General features: G+C 54.2%; 16 protein-coding genes. 11 read left to right on the forward strand and 5 right to left on the reverse strand.

Features of this window, described 5'->3' with window-relative positions:
- Nucleotides 1–98 precede the first annotated feature (98 nt).
- From panB to IEX74_RS01330, 3 genes are all read left to right on the forward strand, one after another.
- Complete coding sequence (gene panB / locus IEX74_RS01320) at nt 99–914, forward strand: 3-methyl-2-oxobutanoate hydroxymethyltransferase (protein ID WP_188810176.1); 816 nt, start codon at nt 99–101, stop codon at nt 912–914.
- Between the two features lie 115 nt (nt 915–1,029).
- Nucleotides 1,030–1,740, forward strand: a complete 711-nt coding sequence (locus IEX74_RS01325; RefSeq protein ID WP_188810177.1) for an RluA family pseudouridine synthase — start codon at nt 1,030–1,032, stop codon at nt 1,738–1,740.
- Between the two features lie 257 nt (nt 1,741–1,997).
- Nucleotides 1,998–2,753 (forward strand): acyl-CoA desaturase, encoded by a 756-nt coding sequence (locus tag IEX74_RS01330; protein WP_188810178.1) that lies wholly within the window; start codon nt 1,998–2,000, stop codon nt 2,751–2,753.
- A 141-nt stretch (nt 2,754–2,894) separates the two neighbouring features.
- Here the strand turns inward: IEX74_RS01330 and IEX74_RS01335 are convergent, their stop codons facing one another.
- The 3 genes from IEX74_RS01335 to IEX74_RS01345 are packed head-to-tail and all read right to left on the reverse strand — an operon-like array spanning nt 2,895 to nt 6,708.
- Nucleotides 2,895–3,881 carry a Hint domain-containing protein gene (locus IEX74_RS01335; RefSeq protein WP_188810179.1) on the reverse strand — a complete coding sequence of 329 codons (987 nt, stop codon included), beginning with the start codon at nt 3,879–3,881 and terminating at the stop codon, nt 2,895–2,897.
- Nucleotides 3,882–3,912: 31 nt separating this feature from the next.
- On the reverse strand, nt 3,913–5,064 hold the full coding sequence (locus tag IEX74_RS01340) for a pyridoxal phosphate-dependent aminotransferase (RefSeq protein WP_188810180.1): 1,152 nt from the start codon (nt 5,062–5,064) through the stop codon (nt 3,913–3,915).
- A gap of 54 nt (nt 5,065–5,118) precedes the next feature.
- The gene (locus tag IEX74_RS01345; RefSeq protein WP_188810181.1) at nt 5,119–6,708 is read right to left on the reverse strand and encodes a flavin monoamine oxidase family protein; all 1,590 of its coding nucleotides are present in this window, start codon (nt 6,706–6,708) and stop codon (nt 5,119–5,121) included.
- Between the two features lie 277 nt (nt 6,709–6,985).
- Between IEX74_RS01345 and IEX74_RS01350 the strand changes: the two genes are divergently transcribed.
- The 4 genes from IEX74_RS01350 to rplS all read left to right on the forward strand — a co-directional run bounded on the left by IEX74_RS01350 (nt 6,986) and on the right by rplS (nt 9,477).
- On the forward strand, nt 6,986–7,522 hold the full coding sequence (locus IEX74_RS01350) for a 30S ribosomal protein S16 (protein ID WP_188810182.1): 537 nt from the start codon (nt 6,986–6,988) through the stop codon (nt 7,520–7,522).
- Between the two features lie 102 nt (nt 7,523–7,624).
- Complete coding sequence (rimM, locus tag IEX74_RS01355) at nt 7,625–8,197, forward strand: ribosome maturation factor RimM (protein ID WP_188810183.1); 573 nt, start codon at nt 7,625–7,627, stop codon at nt 8,195–8,197.
- A 58-nt stretch (nt 8,198–8,255) separates the two neighbouring features.
- Nucleotides 8,256–8,933: a tRNA (guanosine(37)-N1)-methyltransferase TrmD gene (gene trmD, locus IEX74_RS01360; protein ID WP_188810184.1), complete on the forward strand. Its 678-nt coding sequence runs from the start codon at nt 8,256–8,258 to the stop codon at nt 8,931–8,933.
- Nucleotides 8,934–9,120: 187 nt separating this feature from the next.
- A complete protein-coding gene (rplS, locus tag IEX74_RS01365; protein ID WP_188810185.1) occupies nt 9,121–9,477 on the forward strand; it encodes a 50S ribosomal protein L19 in 357 nt (118 codons plus the stop codon).
- 90 nt (nt 9,478–9,567) lie between these two features.
- Here rplS and IEX74_RS01370 read toward each other — a convergent pair whose 3' ends face one another.
- On the reverse strand, nt 9,568–9,984 hold the full coding sequence (locus IEX74_RS01370) for a hypothetical protein (protein ID WP_188810187.1): 417 nt from the start codon (nt 9,982–9,984) through the stop codon (nt 9,568–9,570).
- Nucleotides 9,985–10,138: 154 nt separating this feature from the next.
- Between IEX74_RS01370 and IEX74_RS01375 the strand changes: the two genes are divergently transcribed.
- Both IEX74_RS01375 and IEX74_RS01380 read left to right on the forward strand, forming a co-directional pair.
- On the forward strand, nt 10,139–13,108 hold the full coding sequence (locus tag IEX74_RS01375) for a M1 family metallopeptidase (protein ID WP_188810189.1): 2,970 nt from the start codon (nt 10,139–10,141) through the stop codon (nt 13,106–13,108).
- Between the two features lie 11 nt (nt 13,109–13,119).
- Nucleotides 13,120–13,722 carry an inorganic diphosphatase gene (locus IEX74_RS01380; protein WP_188810191.1) on the forward strand — a complete coding sequence of 201 codons (603 nt, stop codon included), beginning with the start codon at nt 13,120–13,122 and terminating at the stop codon, nt 13,720–13,722.
- A gap of 84 nt (nt 13,723–13,806) precedes the next feature.
- Here the strand turns inward: IEX74_RS01380 and IEX74_RS01385 are convergent, their stop codons facing one another.
- Nucleotides 13,807–14,514, reverse strand: coding sequence for a hypothetical protein (locus tag IEX74_RS01385; RefSeq protein ID WP_188810193.1), 708 nt, complete (start codon nt 14,512–14,514; stop codon nt 13,807–13,809).
- 391 nt (nt 14,515–14,905) lie between these two features.
- Between IEX74_RS01385 and IEX74_RS01390 the strand changes: the two genes are divergently transcribed.
- Together IEX74_RS01390 and folE are read left to right on the forward strand one after the other, a co-directional pair.
- Entirely contained in the window at nt 14,906–15,313 is a 408-nt protein-coding gene (locus IEX74_RS01390) for a 6-pyruvoyl trahydropterin synthase family protein (protein WP_188810195.1), read from the forward strand.
- The gene (gene folE / locus IEX74_RS01395) at nt 15,306–15,986 is read left to right on the forward strand and encodes a GTP cyclohydrolase I FolE (RefSeq protein WP_188810197.1); all 681 of its coding nucleotides are present in this window, start codon (nt 15,306–15,308) and stop codon (nt 15,984–15,986) included. Before IEX74_RS01390 ends, folE begins: the two co-directional genes overlap by 8 nt.
- Nucleotides 15,987–16,039 lie beyond the last annotated feature (53 nt).

Genomic DNA, 16,039 nt, shown 5'->3' on the forward strand with positions numbered 1-16,039 from the left:
TTTGTAAAAAAATCTTCAGTTTTGGCTCGCGCTATAGCACATCTTACCTGGATAATGTCTGCTAAGCCCTACCAACCAAGCACTAAGCACTAAAACTCATGTCGCAGCACAAAGAAGTTAAGCTCGTGACCACGCACCAACTGCTGGCCATGAAGCAGCGCGGCGAAAAAATTTCCATGCTCACGGCCTACGATTTTTCGATGGCCACCATTCTGGACGGCGCCGGCATCGACGTGCTGCTCGTTGGCGACTCGGCCTCCAACGTAATGGCCGGCCACGAAACGACGCTGCCTATTACTCTGGACCAGATGATTTACCACGCTTCTTCCGTCGTGCGGGGTGTGAAGCGGGCGTTTGTGGTGGTGGACATGCCATTCGGCTCTTACCAGGGCAACTCTTCGGAAGCGCTGCGCTCCGCTATCCGGATCATGAAGGAATCGGGCGGCCACGGCATCAAGCTGGAAGGCGGCGCCGAAATCAAGGAATCCATCACGCGCATTCTCACGGCCGGCATCCCGGTGATGGGGCACCTAGGTCTCACCCCGCAAAGCATCTATAAGTTTGGCACCTACAGCGTGCGAGCCAAAGAAGAAGCTGAAGCTCAGAAGCTTCTGGAAGACGCTAAGCTTCTGCAAGAGCTAGGTTGCTTTGCCGTAGTGTTGGAGAAGATTCCCTCGTCTCTGGCCAAACAAGTAGCCGAGCAGCTTACCATTCCGGTTATCGGTATCGGCGCGGGCCCCCACGTAGATGGGCAGGTGCTGGTGGTGCACGATATGCTAGGTATCAACAAAGAGTTTAAACCGCGTTTTCTGCGCCGCTACGCTGATCTGCACGAAATCATGAGCGAGGCCGTGCAACACTACGTACAGGACGTAAAGAACCGCGACTTCCCAAGCGAACAGGAAGCGTACTAATCCAATGAACAATTATCAATGAGCAGTGAGCAATTGATTGCCATTATCAAGTATAAGCGCTCATTGACAACTGATAATTGTTCATTGCTCATTATTAATTGTTCATTGCCAACTAGTGAACCGTCCTAACTTGTGGTCCGAGCAGAACGAAATTCTGTTTGAAGACAATCACTTACTTATTCTTAACAAGCCCGCGGGTATGCTCGTGCAAGGCGATGCGACGGGCGACGAGCCGCTTTCGGCTAAGGCAGCCGAATACCTACGCTTCAAGTACAAGAAGCCCGGCGCCGCGTTCATCGGGGTAGCGCACCGCCTCGATCGGCCGGTGAGCGGCGTGGTGGCCATGGCCAAAACCAGCAAAGCCCTAAGCCGCCTGAACGAGATGTTCCGCGACAATACCGTGCACAAAACCTATTGGGCGCTGGTCGGCAAACGCCCGGAGCAGGAGAAAGGGCATTTGGTCCACTGGCTGGTGAAAGATCCTATCCGCAACGTCACCAAGGCTTACTCCTCAGCGCATCCTCAAGGCCTTAAGGCAGAATTGGATTACGAGCTGCTAGGTCAGGCAGGCAACCGCTACCTGATCCAGGTGAACCCGATTACGGGTCGCCCGCACCAGATTCGGGTGCAGCTTGCTACGGGCCTGGGTACGCCCATTGTGGGAGATGTGAAATATGGTTTTCTGGCACCCCTGCCCGACGTCAGCATTGCACTGCACGCCCGGCGGCTGGAGTTGCAGCATCCCGTCACGAAAGAACCGATGACCTTTGAGGCGCCCGTACCGGACATGGCACACTGGGAAGCAGCCCGCGAGCTGTTTAGCTAACCGACCCAACTCCTGCGGCCTGCTTTTTCAGGCAGTGCGCTAGCCTCCACCACCGGTAAGTAGCCGTTCTGACGGCGTGCTGAGGTTGTGCATTAAGTTGGACCTGAACAAGATTTTGGTCTTTTTCTGCTATATATTGAACTCCCGCAGCACTGGCAGTAGGTTTGTGAAACCAATATGAACTTCTCTGTTCCTATTTGGCTTTAGCGGGCGGCGGCTCGTTGCTCCCCGAATGCGTTCCTAACCTTTTTTGGCCCATGCCTATACTCGTTTTCTTCATTGCCCACTACTACCTTTCGCTGTTCACGCAGACCTTCTACCTGCACCGTTATGCGGCGCACAAGATGTTTACGATGAACAAGTTCTGGGAGAAGTTCTTCTTCCTGTTCACCTATATCTGCCAAGGTTCGTCGTTCCTGTCGCCGCGGGCTTATGCGCTGCTGCACCGCATGCACCACGCCTACTCCGACACGGAGCTGGACCCGCACTCGCCGCTGTTCTCCTCGAATGCCTTCACGATGATGTGGAAGACGAAGAACATCTACAACGATGTACTAAACCGGAAATACGAGCTAGCTGAACGTTTTGAAGGTGACTACCCAGAGTGGAATGCCATTGAAAACCTAGGTGATAAGTGGTACTCACGCCTCGGTTGGGGCACGGCATATGTGCTGTTCTACATCAACTTCGCTACGGCCTGGTGGATGTACCTGCTGCTCCCAATTCACTTCCTGATGGGTCCGTTGCACGGCGCTATCGTGAACTGGGGCGGCCACAAATACGGCTACCAGAACTTCGACAACCACGACCATTCCAAGAATACGCTGGCCCTGGACTTCCTGGCGTTCGGTGAGCTGTTTCAGAACAACCACCATAAGCTGCCCATGCGCGTTAACTTCGGTGTGAAATGGTGGGAGTTCGATCCAACCTACATGTTCATCTGGACGATGGATAAAGTGGGTATCGTTAAGATCAAGCGCAAGGAGAAAGTTGCGGCTCGCATGGCGGCGTAACTAAACCTAGGTTTCATAGAAAAAGGCGGCTCCTGCACAGGAGCCGCCTTTTTTGTTTGTCATTCCGACCGTAGGGAGGAATCTGATGTAACTGGCCAGAACGGTTTTCTCAGATTCCTCCCTACGGTCGGAATGACAGGTTTACTTCTGCATCACCATCACGCCGTTCATCAGGAATGTGGTGCCTTCCGCCGCTACCATGTTGTACACTTTTTGCACGCCGCCGGCGTACTCCTTCTTCTGCAATACGGTGTAGGGCTCGTAGGTTTTGGTGGCTTTGTTGAAGCATAAGACTTCCTCCCCTTCCTGAATCTCACCCATCTTCTTTTGCCCACTGCGGGTCATCATGGGGTGGTTTGGCGTGGCTTCAAGCACTTGGTTGGTCAGGCGCACTTCCGTGGCCGCGGGGCTGGCTACCTCCCGCGCTGCAACCGTGACCAGGCGCGTAATGGCATAGTTATGCGCTTCGTGGGCTACCAGCTCTTTCACCTGCGTAATGGTAGCATGCCTGGTTTGCGGGTCAACCGTCACTACCCGGTCGCCGGGGCGAATGTCGCGCAGCAGCTTTCTGCTGCCATTTTCCATGGCCACTTCTTGGTCGCCGGGGAAGCAGATATCGTTGCCGTACGTGGCCGATTCCAGCTTCAGGTCTTTGCCCTGGTTGATGTTCTTGTACTGCTGAAAACTCATCTCCTTCGACAGCACATAGGAAAGCTTCAGCACGAAGTTTTTCTCTTCCTTGTCGATGGCGTGAATGTCCTCAAAGTACTGCTCCCACACTTTGCCGTCGGCCGTGAAATCGGGCACCAGCGCCTGATAGCGCTTGCCTTTCTCGTTGGTATAAAGCACCAGCAAACCTAGCTCCTGCATACCTTCTTTGGCGAGCAGCTTGTAGAGGTCCATGCGCTTTTTCAACCCATCGTCGCCCGTAATAAAGTAGGGCTTGCGCATCTCATAACGATCCAGAATGTACGTGTTTTCAAACTTGACGTAGGTTTCCGTATCCGGGTCTTTGATTTGGAAAGCTTTGGCTTTCTTGTACTCGTCGAGCGTGAGCGGATTGGTTTGCGCCTGCAAGGCACCTGCCCCGAGCAAAGAGAAAGCTAGGATAAGTAAGCGTTTGTGCATGGTTATAAATGTCTTGGTCAGGTAATCAGAGCTAGGATAGCTGCTTGAAGGCGTCGGCGAAGGCCTGCATTTCATCCATGCGGCCGATGCTCACGCGGCACCACTCCTGGTTGTTGAACTTCCAGTTGCGAATCCCGACCCCACGCCGCGCCATCTCCTCCACGAAGCGCTTGCCATCCATCTTGAGCGGAAACATCACGAAGTTGGTGACCGAAGGAATGTATTCATAGCCTTCCTTCTTCAGGGTTTCGTACAAAAACTCCTTGGAAGTCAAGGTCTTCTGCAAAGTATCTTTCATAAACTCCTGATCCTGGTAGCTCACCAAAGCGCCCCGAATAGCCGGCGCCGAGATGCTCATACCACCCACGGCATATTTGCTCAGCAGCTTAATTGTTGCGGGCTGCGCCACGATGTAGCCCACCCGCAGGCCGGCAAAGCCATACAGCTTGGAGAAGGTGCGCGCTACAATAACATTCTGCCCCTTCTTCACGGCCTCAATCATGGTAGTTGCCTGCGGGTTGGGCACGTAGTCGATGTAAGCTTCGTCGATGAAGATGGGTACCTTCTTCGACACCCGTTCGCAGAAGGCCTTCAGCTTGGCCGTGTCCAGCATCGTGCCCGTCGGGTTGTTGGGGTTGCACAGATACATCAAGGCAGTGCCGCTGCCTACTTTCTGCTCCATTGCCTCCAGATCTAGCTTGTAGTCCTTGGTGAGCGGCACTTCCACGATGATCGCGCTCAGATCCTTGGCGCTGTCGGGCAAGTCGCGGTACGATGGGTCGCCGGTGATGATGGCGCCGCCTTTTTGCGCGTAGTAGATGGCCGCCGCTTGCAGCAACGGGCTGGACCCCGCCTCGACCATAATGTGCTCGGGCGTCACGCCCTCATACGCGGCTATCTTCTGCACCAGCTCCCGTGTGTAAGCAAATGGGTACTGGTAGCTCGTCGACATGGCTTCGACCATGGCTTGCCTGGCTTTTTCGGAAGGCCCAAAGGGATTTTCGTTCGCCAGCAACCTAGCTTTTAGCTGCGGCGGCCCTTCCAGCACGGCGGCTTCATCGGTCAGCTGCTTTGGGCTGTCGAGAACAGCCGAACGGGCCGCAAAGGCCGCAAGCCCATCGGGCAAAAAGGTTAGCCCGCCGGCCAGGAGCGCACCCGACTTCAGCCAGATACGTCGATTCATAGAGGTAGCCATGTAGTGTTCGTTAAGAGGTTTCAGGTTGTAGATCGTGCTCCGCTAGTTGCTGCCGACGCTCGGATAGCTGAGCCGCTGCTCGCTCAGGCGCCCGTGTACGGCGGCCACCACACTACGCGCCGATTCGAAAGCGCCCGCCATCCAAGCCGTTAGGTACGTAGTGTGCTCCCCGGCGAAATACACGTTCTTCTCGGGCTTGAGTAGCGCCGCGTAGTGAATTTTGCGTTCATCGGAACCGTACAAGGCCCAGCCACCCAGGCTGTAGGGCAGCTTGTGCCAGCTCACGGAAAAGGACTGCTCAAACTCCCTAGGGTATTGCGGATGAATGAGCTGCCCCTTTTGCAGAGCTAGCTTTTCCCGCTCCTGATACGTAAGCTCGCCGACCTTCTTCGCCTTTTCGTTGAAGTTGTAGTAGCCAATCAGAATTCCTTTTTTGCCCAGGTAGTCGTAGGAAGGATAAAAGATCTGCGTCAGATCGTTGTTGGTGTGCGTGATACCCCCAAAAATCTGCTCATCCTCCTCCCAAAAGCGCCGCTTGAACTGCAAGCCAATCTTGCCGGTCTGGATGTAGGGCACAAAGTCGATGGCCCGGCTCACATCAGAAGAGAAGTTGTGGTTGATGTTGCTCAACACGGGCAAGGGCAAGGTGCAAATGCACAGATCACCCGTCAGCTCGTGCGTGCCTTTCTGGTCTTTATAAGTGACCTTCACTCCTTCTGCCTGGTTCTGGATAGCCGTTACTTCGGCACCTAGGTTCAGGCTGGTCACTACTCGCTTCTCCAGCGCCTTCGCAATCTGATCCATGCCGCCGACGGCCTGAAACATGGTCATTTGCAGTTCATAAGTGTACTCGGCAACGTTGTAGAAGTCCGGATCAAGCAGGCCCGACTGAATTATTTCGGCCAGCTTAAGCGGGTCACCTAGCTTTCCGCTTTTTGTGCCGGCTCCCGGCGCTTCCAGGTAGCCCCGCCGGGCTGAGGCCTTGTAGAGCTTATCAATATCCAATCCTCCTTCCGCCCTCAGATACTCAATGACTTTCGCAGCATCCTCCTGGCTCAGGCCGGTATCGAGTTTGCGCTGGTCGACGGCTTTGGCGAGCAGCTCGCTCATATAGCCCCGCATATCGTTATGAACTTCGCGGGCGCGCACTTTTTTGTTTGATAAAGGCCCTTTGCCTTCGGCGTAGTAGTAGGTGTTCTCGTTGACGTTGTTGTACACTTCCAGCGGCACGCTCAGCTCCCGGCAGTAGTGCATCGTGAGCTGATGGTGGTGCGGAATGCGCGATGGTCCGGCGTTGAAGTACAGCCCATTATCGAACCTAGCTACCTGTTGCGGGTTGGTTGTTTCGGCGGCAATAGCACCGTTGCGAATGCTCCAACATCGGCCGCCGGTGCGCGTGCGCGCCTCTAGCACGGTACACTGGTAGCCTAGCTTTGTCAGCTCATAGGCCGACGTCATGCCAGCCAGCCCGGCCCCTAGGATGATGATGTGCTTGCCTTTGCCGCTTCCCTGTAGCTGAAAAGCGTGGGCAGGCGCAGCCGGCAACAGGTTCAGTGCTAATAGAGCCGGGTAGGCACCCGCTCCCAGAGCGGCGCTTTTTGTGAGGAAGTCTCTTCGTGATAAAGCTTTCAAGGTGCATCTACTTCTATGACTCTCAAAAGCTAGTAAAACTTATTATTTATTAAAAATATGTTAACATGAAATCAAATCTATTAATAATTCTCCAATTATATAAGTCAAACTCTACTAACATAGCATAGTGCAAATCAGTAGTCATCCTTTCACGGACGGAGCAGTTTTACCCAGCGGATAATTCAAGTTATGCGCTGGGCAATAGAATACTTTTCCGTACCTTTGCGCCTCACTTTCAACCAGACGCACGGGATGCGTCGCATAACCAACCAGGTTTATGGCAGTTAAAATCCGCCTTGCCCGCCGTGGCCGCAAAAAAGCCGCGCAATTTGACATCGTAGTAGCTGACGCCCGCGCACCTCGCGACGGCCGTTTCATCGAGAAACTCGGCACTTACGACCCCAATACCAACCCCGCTTCGATCAACTTCGACGCCGACAAGGCATTCGACTGGATCATGAAGGGTGCTCAGCCTACCGATACTGTACGCGCTATGCTGTCGTACCGTGGTGTGCTGTACCGCAAGCACCTGCAACTGGGTGTTATCAAAGGTGCTATTGCCCAAGACGTTGCCGATCAGCGCTTCGCTGACTGGAAAGAGCAGAAAGACGCCAAGATCGAGAGCAAGCGCACTACCCTGGGTACCGCCAAGGAAGAGACACGCAAAGCGCAGCTTGCTGCCGAAACCAAGGTGAAAGAAGCTCGCGCTGAAGCCATCCGCCAGAAGCAAGCTGCTGCTACTGCTGCCGCTGCCCCGGCTCCCGCTGAAGGCGAAGCCACGGAAGCCGCCGCAACCGAAGAAGCAGCTTCCTAGGTTAATCAGTACTAAGCTGGGGAGTTTAAGAGTAGCGCCTGCATCTCGCGGGCTTGCTCTTAAGCTCCCCAGCTTTTTATCGCCTCCTAACCTTCTCCCAGAATGACGATTGACGACTGCTATCAGCTTGGCTCCATTGTAAAGCCCCACGGCCTGCGAGGCTTGGTAGTTGCGTTCATGGACGTAGACAATCTGGACGCGTACCGCAAAGTGAAGTCGGTGTACCTGGAGCTACCAACGGCGCCAGGCAAGCTAACTGCCTTCACAGTAGAGCGCGTTCAGCCTCAAACGAACGATCGGGCGTTGCTCAAGCTCAAAGGCATCGATACGATCGAGGCGGCCGAGCCGCTGCGCAATGCCAATCTGTACCGCCCGCTTGAGGAGCTGCCGGAATTGGCAGAAGATCAATTTTACTTCCACGACGTAATCGGCTACACCGTTGTCGATGAGCAGCTAGGTGAGCTAGGTACGGTCGAAACGTTCTACGAGCTTCCGCAGCAGGATCTGCTGGCGATGCGCTATCAGGGGAAGGAAGTGCTGATTCCGGTGGTAGATGAGCTGATTTCGCGAGCCGACCAGGAAGCACGAAAGCTGTACGTGAATCTGCCGGAAGGTCTGCTGGACGTGTATCTCACCCCAGGCTCCCGCGAGCAGGACGAGCCCAACGAGCAGTAATTCTCTTCTGCTAACCTAGGCTTTGCACCTGCGCTAACGCTAGTTTACACCCTCCATCATGCGCCTTGATATTGTCACGTGCCAACCCGATTTGCTGACTAGCCCCCTCGCCCATTCCATTGTGAAGCGGGCGCAGGAAAAAGGCTTAGCGGAAATCCATGTGCACGATCTGCGCCGGTTTGCCATCAACAAGCACGGGCAGATTGATGATTATGTGTTTGGTGGTGGAGCGGGCATGGTCTTGCGCGTTGAGCCAATTGCAGCGTGCCTAGATGGTTTGCTAGCGGAGCGCTCCTATGATGCTGTCATCTACATGACGCCTGATGGCGAAACGCTCCGCCAGCCGCTGGTGAATCGCTTGTCGTTGGCGGGCAACCTGCTCATTCTTTGCGGGCACTACAAAGGCATCGACGAGCGGATCCGCCAGGCCTATATCACGCACGAAATCAGCTTGGGCGACTACGTGCTGAGCGGTGGAGAGCTAGGTGCCGCCATCCTGGTTGATGCGATAGTGCGTTTGTTACCCGGTGTACTAGGCAATGAGGAGTCAGCACTGAGCGATTCTTTCCAGGACAACCTGCTGGCTCCGCCGGTTTACACGCGCCCGGCCGAATGGCGTGGCCAGCACGTGCCAGAGATTCTGCTCTCCGGAAACACGCCGCAAATTGAGATCTGGCGGCACGAGCAGGCCGTAGAACGCACCCGTTCGCGTCGCCCCGATCTGCTGGCTGAGTAAGCCAGTAAATCAATTAGCAACAAATTCCAGAATGGCCGAGCTAGCGCTGTAAAGGTCATTTAATCATCAACTTATTCAATCCTTCAAGAAAAGGGTTGACATCTTCGAAACAGAGCGCTATATTTGCGCCTCTTTAGCCAAAAATAATCTGGGCGGCGGCGCCGTCCTTTTACAGTTTTTTCCAGCCATGAGCGTACTACTCGATTTTATCCAGCAGGAATCCCAGGAGCGCCGCGCCAGCTTCCCTGCCTTCGCCGCCGGTGACACCATCAACGTGCACGTAAAAATCCGCGAAGGTAACAAGGAGCGCATTCAGCAGTTCCAGGGCGTTGTTATTCAGCGTAAAAACCCAAACTCGAACGGCGAGACCTTCACCGTTCGTAAGATTTCGAACCAGATCGGCACGGAGCGTATTTTCCCGCTGCTTTCGCCCAACATCGACAAGATCGAACTGGTGCGTCGCGGTCAGGTTCGTCGTGCCCGTTTGTTCTACCTGCGTGGCCTGTCGGGCAAAGCAGCCAAAATCAAAGAGAAGCGCGGCTAAGCTCGCTTCAGCTCTGCTTTTTATTCAAAAAGCCGGCTCCTGAGAAGGAGCCGGCTTTTTGTTTTCAACTAACCTAGGTCGGAACCTAGCCTAGCTTTTGGCATTACTATTCGATAAATCCTCTTCGGGAGTAGTAGTTGGGCTTTGCACCCACTTGGCGGCCTTTAGCAGGGCTTCCCCTAGGTTTTCGACGCGGGGCTTGGTATTGCCGGTGGCAAATACCGCGGCTTTGATGGTGTTTTCACCCAGGCGGCCGAGCAACGTTCCAACCAGACGGTTATCTATCGCGCCGCCGCCAAAGTGCGCTTTCAGCGCTTGCAAATCGACGATGAGCTGGTGTAACTCAGGGTTGTCTACATCTTTCAGGTCTTCAATCCAGCGCTGAAGCGTATTGTCGAGGCCGGCGCGGGAGGCTTCCTCTAGCAGGTCACCGCTCAGAACTTTGGTGGTGCCGTCGAGGTGGTTCTGGTGTTGGGTATCGTCTTTGGGCTGCTTATGGAATGACATATTGGTAAAGGGATGAATCCGCCGAGGCGGATGATGGTGAGAATCTTGTCTTGGCAAACGGGCTAAACTCCGCAAAGGTTATACTCCGGCGTTTCAGGGCTGAAGACGTACTTTCGCGCTGTATCTACCTTTGCTTGCTAACGCCCAACCTTACATGAAGCGCTATCTGGCTGGCATTTGGCTGGCTCTCACCCCTTTGCTTACGCTGGCACAAGCGTCGGTCCCGACTGATTATTGGCAACAGGAAGTCAACTACTCCATTGATGTGACGCTGGATGACCGCCAGCATGTGCTGACCGCTCAGGAGGAGCTTACCTACACTAACAACTCTCCCGATCAGCTGACTTTCATCTGGTTTCACCTCTGGCCTAACGCTTATCGCGACAATACCACAGCTTTTGCCAAGCAACAGCTTCGCAATGGCAGCACGAAGTTTCAGTTTGCCAAGCCCGAGCAGCGCGGCTATATTGATCAGCTTGATTTCAAGGTAAATGGGCAAGCGGCGCGACTGGAATACGACCCGCTAAACCCTGATATTGCCAAGCTTATTCTGCCGCAGCCGCTGGCCTCGGGAGCAAAAGCCGCCATCACGACTCCTTTCCGGGTTAAGATTCCGGATTCGTTTTCCCGCTTCGGGCACGTTGAGCAATCGTACCAAATCACACAGTGGTACCCTAAGCCGGCTGTATATGACCGCAAAGGCTGGCACCCGATGGCTTACCTAGACCAGGGCGAGTTCTACTCAGAATTTGGTTCGTTTGATGTGCGTATCACGTTGCCCGCCAACTATATCGTTGGCGCGACGGGCATGCTGCAAAACCCGGATGAGCAGCAGCGCATGGATCAGCTAGCTGCTGCTACGGCGCAGAAGAAAACAGAAAAGGACTTCGGCAACGACCTCTCTTTTCCTGCGTCTTCTACCGACACCAAAACCCTGCGTTACGTGCAGGACCGCGTGCACGATTTCGCCTGGTTTGCCGATAAGCGCTTCAACGTACTGAAGAGTGGCGTTACGCTGCCTTCTGGGCGACAGGTAACTTCTTGGGTATTGTTTACCAACAACGAAGCCGGCAAGTGGATCAAGGGCTTGCAGGATGTAAATGATGCCCTAACGTATTACTCACAGTGGGTGGGCGAGTACCCGTACTCGTCGGCGACGGCCGTAGATGGGGCCCTGAGTGCCGGCTCGGGCATGGAATATCCTATGATAACGGTGACCATGCCGATGGCTATTGTGCACGAAGTAGGGCACAACTGGTTCTATGGCGTGCTGGCTTCCAACGAACGGGACTATGCCTGGCTGGATGAAGGCGTAAATTCCTATGTAGAAAACCGGGTAACTACACGAGAAGATTCGACAGCGGGTGAGTTTGGCTTCCTGCTGAAATCGGGCAAGGTGGCGGGTACCCTAGGTTTGGCAGGACTTACAACAGCCGCACTCAACCAAGTGCCGTATCAGGTCACTGCCAGCCGCGGGCTCGATCAGCCGGTGAGCGGAGTCATGGCCGCCGCTTATGGCAAGATCAACTACGCGACTATCGTTTACATGAAAACGGCGACGTTGCTCCGCTACTTAGCAGCTTACCTAGGGCAGGAGAAATTTGACGCAGCCATGCATGCGTATTACTCCCGCTGGCAGTTTCGCCACCCTTATCCGGAAGATATGCAGGCTGTGTTTGAGGAAAGCACCGGGCAAAAGCTAGGTTGGTTTTTTCAGGAAATGCTGGGCACTACGAACCGCTACAATGCCACGGTATCTGATCTGCAGGTAACTGATGCGCAAGTGAAAGTATTAGTGCGAAACGAATCTGTAGCGCCTTTTGCCGTGCCAGTAGCGACCTTGGATGCTCAAGGAAAAGTTCTGGAAACGCAGTGGACGCCTGCACTTGGCTTTGGCGAGGAAGATGCCGAAACGCAGCTCAACTTTCGCCGTGCCGGCGTTGCGGCCGTCGTAGTTGATCCGGCGTATGTCACGCCGCAACTCAACCGCCGCGACGACCGAATGAAAATCGAAGGTTCATTGCGGCAACTGGAACCCATCAGCTTGAAGCCCCTGGCTAGCGTGGAGCGCTGGGACAAAGCCAGCATCAACTGGCTACCTGTAGTGGGCGCTAACACCTCCGATAAGTTTATGCTGGGCGCGGCATTCTACAACAGTCCCTTAGATCGAAAGCGCTTCAGCTACTTGGCTATACCTATGTACAGCTTCAAGCGAAATGAGCTGAACGGCGTTGGCACGCTGAACCTCAACGTGCTACCACGGCGGGCAGCACGTCAGGTGGTGCTAGGCGTTACGGTTCAGCGTTTTGAGCGCTACAGCAAAGCCGAACCTAGCCTTACGTTGATGCTGCCACATTCGGCTTATAACGCGCCACAGCACTTCGTGAAGCTAGCTAACACTGCCGTACATAGCCAGGACCAGAACCGTACCTCTAGCATTCAGACGGTTGAGTACGGCGTGCGCGGTGGCAATGCTTTGCAGAAGTGGACCGCTCATGTGGAGCTTAATCACTTAGTACCAACCTTGTCGGAAGACAATAAACCACGGGAAGCTAGCTTGCTGCGCATGGCTGCTACCTACGAGCGGCTGTACGCGCCCAAGAAACGGGTTCAGCTTCGCCTGTTTGGTGGGCGCTTTCTGCAAAAATCAGATGCCACAGAGTTCTTTATGGGCCTGAGCGGCAGCCCGGACTATCGGCGCCAAACGGTGTTCTTGGACCGCCAGCAGATTTCTGATGCGCTTACCGCTCAGGTACACCAAACGGATGGCCGGGACGGGGCATTCAAAGCGTATCTGCCGGTGATAAGCCAGCGTTGGATGAGTACGCTCAACCTACAAATTGATTTGCCCGTGACGCCCCTGGCCGTTTTTACCGACCTAGGTGCCACGAAAGAGAAGCAGCTGGTTGCGCCGGGTCGGGCGGCTCAGCGCGTGTTTTATGATGCCGGCCTAGTGCTGCCAATTGCTCACGATATTTTACAGCTCTACTTTCCGGTGGCCGGCTCGCAGTACCAGAATGGCTTTCCAAGTAGCCGCCAAAATTTCACCAACAACATCCGTTTCATACTGCGCCTCGACCAGCTTAATCCTTTGCGCATGCTCGATGAAGGGCTAGCGCAGTAACGCTGCTTATTATGCGTTTTCTTGCTCCTTACCTTTTTACAACAACTACTCTGATCGGGCTGGCTAGCTGCCAGCCCGATTATGCCAATTTACCCACTTTTTCGTCCGACCATAAACTGCTGCAAGCCGTGGTAGAAACGCCCGCGGGCACCAACCACGAGCGTGAGTATGATCCGGCTACCAAAGAATTCCGCAACCGGCAGCGGGCAGGCACTGATCGTCTTATCGAGTTCCTCCCCTATCCCGGCAACTACGGCTTTATTCCTGGGACTCATACGGTTCCAACGTCCGAGTTTCCGACGGGCAAGCCATTGGCTGTGCTTATTCTCACGGAAAGCCAGCCCAGCGGCACCATATTAGAGGTAGTTCCCATCGGCATGGTAGTGCTGGAGGAAGCCGGCGCTTTGGAAAAGGTAATCCTGGCCGTACCAGTTCGACCTAGCCAGCAGATTCTACCGGATGTAATGACTTGGGCGGCACTGATACGCCACTACCCCGCCGTGCGGGAGAGCCTGCGCCTATGGTTTCTACACCGTAGCGAGGCCGGCGCTGTGCATGTGGTAGGTTGGAAAGATGAGTTGGCAGCTGAGCGAGCAGTACGCGCTTCGATGTAGCGCAACCTAGCTTACTACTCACCTAAGAAGCATAAAAAAGCCTCGTCATACGACGAGGCTTCTTCTTATCGGGCTAGCTTATAACTACTCGATCTTGTTCGCACGGTCCTTCACAGCTTCCAGCGCTACGCGCATGTTCACAATGTCGGCGCGGGCAGCTTCCTGCTCTTTCAGGTTAGCGTCGATCAGGTTGTTATACTGTAACAGTTCGGCTGCGTTCTGAACCAGTTGCTGCTGGATTTCGATCTTGCGCGCCTTGTTTTTCTCGATATCCTTCTTGATGGCCTCAGACTTAGCAATAACAGCTAGGTGGTTGTTCTGCGATGCGACCATCTGCTTTTCGGCTTCGGCAATCTGCACGGCCAAGTCTTCGCGGTAGAGGCTACGGGCGAAATCCTTCAGATACTTTTCAGCAGATTTCCACTGCACCGGCGTAGCTTCTTTGCTCAGGTAAGCGTTACCTAGGTCAATCGACCACCATACCGACGTCCCTGTGGGCTGGGCATCCACCTTGCTGATTACGCGAATTGGCGTCTTGGAAATATCCTCTATAATGATACCATCTAAGCTATAAATACCTTTGTCGCTTTTCATTTTGCTGCCGAACTGCGTGTTCAACTGCTTCTGCCAGGATTCATCCACCCGCTTGCTATCTAGCTGGATAGTAACGCGTTGTCCTTTGCGAGGGATGCCTTTAACTGCCATGTCCGTTTCGTCTACGGGTGACTTCTGAGCGTAGCCGGTCACCGTCATAACGAACACCAGGAGGGAGAGGAGTACGCCTTTTTTCATAAAAATTAAACTATTGATTGAAAGTTATTTACAAGAATTCCAGGGTTTTCGTCTGGTAGAGACTACTTCTCGAATTTAGCCATACTCATGCCATGTATGCTCGCCATCACTTGGTTTTCCCCTACAAAGCATCATTTTATTTAATTCATCACAACCTATATAACCTAAGTACAAAAATAAGCGCCTTTTTCTACGCGTTAGCAGGCCTATATTCCATTCTGATAATCCACGACATGCCTACCTAAGCTAGCTTAATCGGGCAGGCTCCGGTTGCATTGCCCATGCTCCGCTGATGATTGCCGCAGCCAGGTACCAGACCTAGCTTTTTTGAATGAGTCGGACCTTGCAAACACCGCGAACAAAAACGCAATCCACTGGTTCAGGTACGACTATGCCAGTTACTGTCTGTCGCACCGAGCACTTCAATGCCGCCCATCGGCTCCACAATCCAGTGTGGAGCGCGGAACAAAATGAGCGGGTATTTGGCAAGTGCAACAATCCCAACTACCACGGTCATAACTACGAGTTGACCGTTCGGTTAACGGGTCCCATTGACCCAGATACGGGCTATGTCTATGACATGAAGCGCCTGAGCACGCTCATAAAGCGGGAGATTCTGGATACCTTTGATCATCGAAATTTGAACCTTGATACGGAAGACTTCCGTCATCTCAACCCAACGGCCGAGAATATCGCTGTCGTGATCTGGAATCGGTTGCGGCCCCACCTAGCCTCGCACCTAGCCTTATCGGTCACGCTGTACGAAACCGACCGCAACTCTGTAGAATATCATGGATAAATCCGTGCCCGCGGCAACTGCCCCGGACGGCGCTGCTGTCCCGGTTGATGCCCACCTTTCTCCTGATTTACGCACGCCTCTTCGCCCGGATGCTTTTGACCTTAGCGATGAGGAGAAAGTTGCTGGTATTGCCGAGCACTTCCGCGAAATTATGAACCTGCTAGGGCTAGATCTGAACGACGACAGCCTGAACGGCACCCCGCGGCGGGTTGCCAAAATGTTTGTCCATGAGTGGTTTAAGGGCCTCGACCCCGTACACCGCCCAGAAGTGCGGCTGTTTGCCAACCGTTACCAATACCAACAGATGCTGGTAGAGCGCGACATCACGCTGTTTTCCTGCTGCGAGCACCATTTCGTGCCCATTATCGGCAAGGCGCACGTTGCGTATTTGCCTGGCGAGCATGTAGTTGGTCTTTCGAAGCTGAACCGCGTGGTGCAGTACTACGCGCGCCGGCCGCAGGTGCAGGAGCGCCTCACCCGCCAGATTGCCGAAGAGCTGAAGCAAGCCCTAGGTACCGACGACGTGGCCGTGCTCATCGAAGCCGACCACCTCTGCGTGATGAGCCGCGGCGTGAACGACACGAGCAGCAGCACACTCACGGCCGAGTACGGCGGCGAATTTGGACGAAGCGAAGCGCTACGCAGCGAGTTTTTGCGCCTGATTGGAAAGTAAATCGGGCCTCCTGATAAGCGCGTAGTTACGGTGCAGTAGTTGGCAGATTGCGG

This window comes from Hymenobacter cavernae, from assembly GCF_014641455.1.
GTDB classification, from domain to species: Bacteria; Bacteroidota; Bacteroidia; order Cytophagales; family Hymenobacteraceae; genus Hymenobacter; species Hymenobacter cavernae.

What these genes read in the sequence shown, in the direction of transcription:
- trmD (WP_188810184.1), top strand. Translation starts at nt 8,256, where the DNA reads ATGCGCCTTGATATTGTCACGTGCCAACCCGATTTGCTGACTAGCCCC.
- rplS (WP_188810185.1), top strand. Translation starts at nt 9,121, where the DNA reads ATGAGCGTACTACTCGATTTTATCCAGCAGGAATCCCAGGAGCGCCGC.
- IEX74_RS01385 (WP_188810193.1), bottom strand. Translation starts at nt 14,514, where the DNA reads ATGAAAAAAGGCGTACTCCTCTCCCTCCTGGTGTTCGTTATGACGGTG.
- IEX74_RS01380 (WP_188810191.1), top strand. Translation starts at nt 13,120, where the DNA reads ATGCGTTTTCTTGCTCCTTACCTTTTTACAACAACTACTCTGATCGGG.
- IEX74_RS01390 (WP_188810195.1), top strand. Translation starts at nt 14,906, where the DNA reads ATGCCAGTTACTGTCTGTCGCACCGAGCACTTCAATGCCGCCCATCGG.
- IEX74_RS01340 (WP_188810180.1), bottom strand. Translation starts at nt 5,064, where the DNA reads ATGAATCGACGTATCTGGCTGAAGTCGGGTGCGCTCCTGGCCGGCGGG.
- folE (WP_188810197.1), top strand. Translation starts at nt 15,306, where the DNA reads ATGGATAAATCCGTGCCCGCGGCAACTGCCCCGGACGGCGCTGCTGTC.
- rimM (WP_188810183.1), top strand. Translation starts at nt 7,625, where the DNA reads ATGACGATTGACGACTGCTATCAGCTTGGCTCCATTGTAAAGCCCCAC.
- panB (WP_188810176.1), top strand. Translation starts at nt 99, where the DNA reads ATGTCGCAGCACAAAGAAGTTAAGCTCGTGACCACGCACCAACTGCTG.
- IEX74_RS01370 (WP_188810187.1), bottom strand. Translation starts at nt 9,984, where the DNA reads ATGTCATTCCATAAGCAGCCCAAAGACGATACCCAACACCAGAACCAC.
- IEX74_RS01350 (WP_188810182.1), top strand. Translation starts at nt 6,986, where the DNA reads ATGGCAGTTAAAATCCGCCTTGCCCGCCGTGGCCGCAAAAAAGCCGCG.
- IEX74_RS01375 (WP_188810189.1), top strand. Translation starts at nt 10,139, where the DNA reads ATGAAGCGCTATCTGGCTGGCATTTGGCTGGCTCTCACCCCTTTGCTT.
- IEX74_RS01330 (WP_188810178.1), top strand. Translation starts at nt 1,998, where the DNA reads ATGCCTATACTCGTTTTCTTCATTGCCCACTACTACCTTTCGCTGTTC.
- IEX74_RS01335 (WP_188810179.1), bottom strand. Translation starts at nt 3,881, where the DNA reads ATGCACAAACGCTTACTTATCCTAGCTTTCTCTTTGCTCGGGGCAGGT.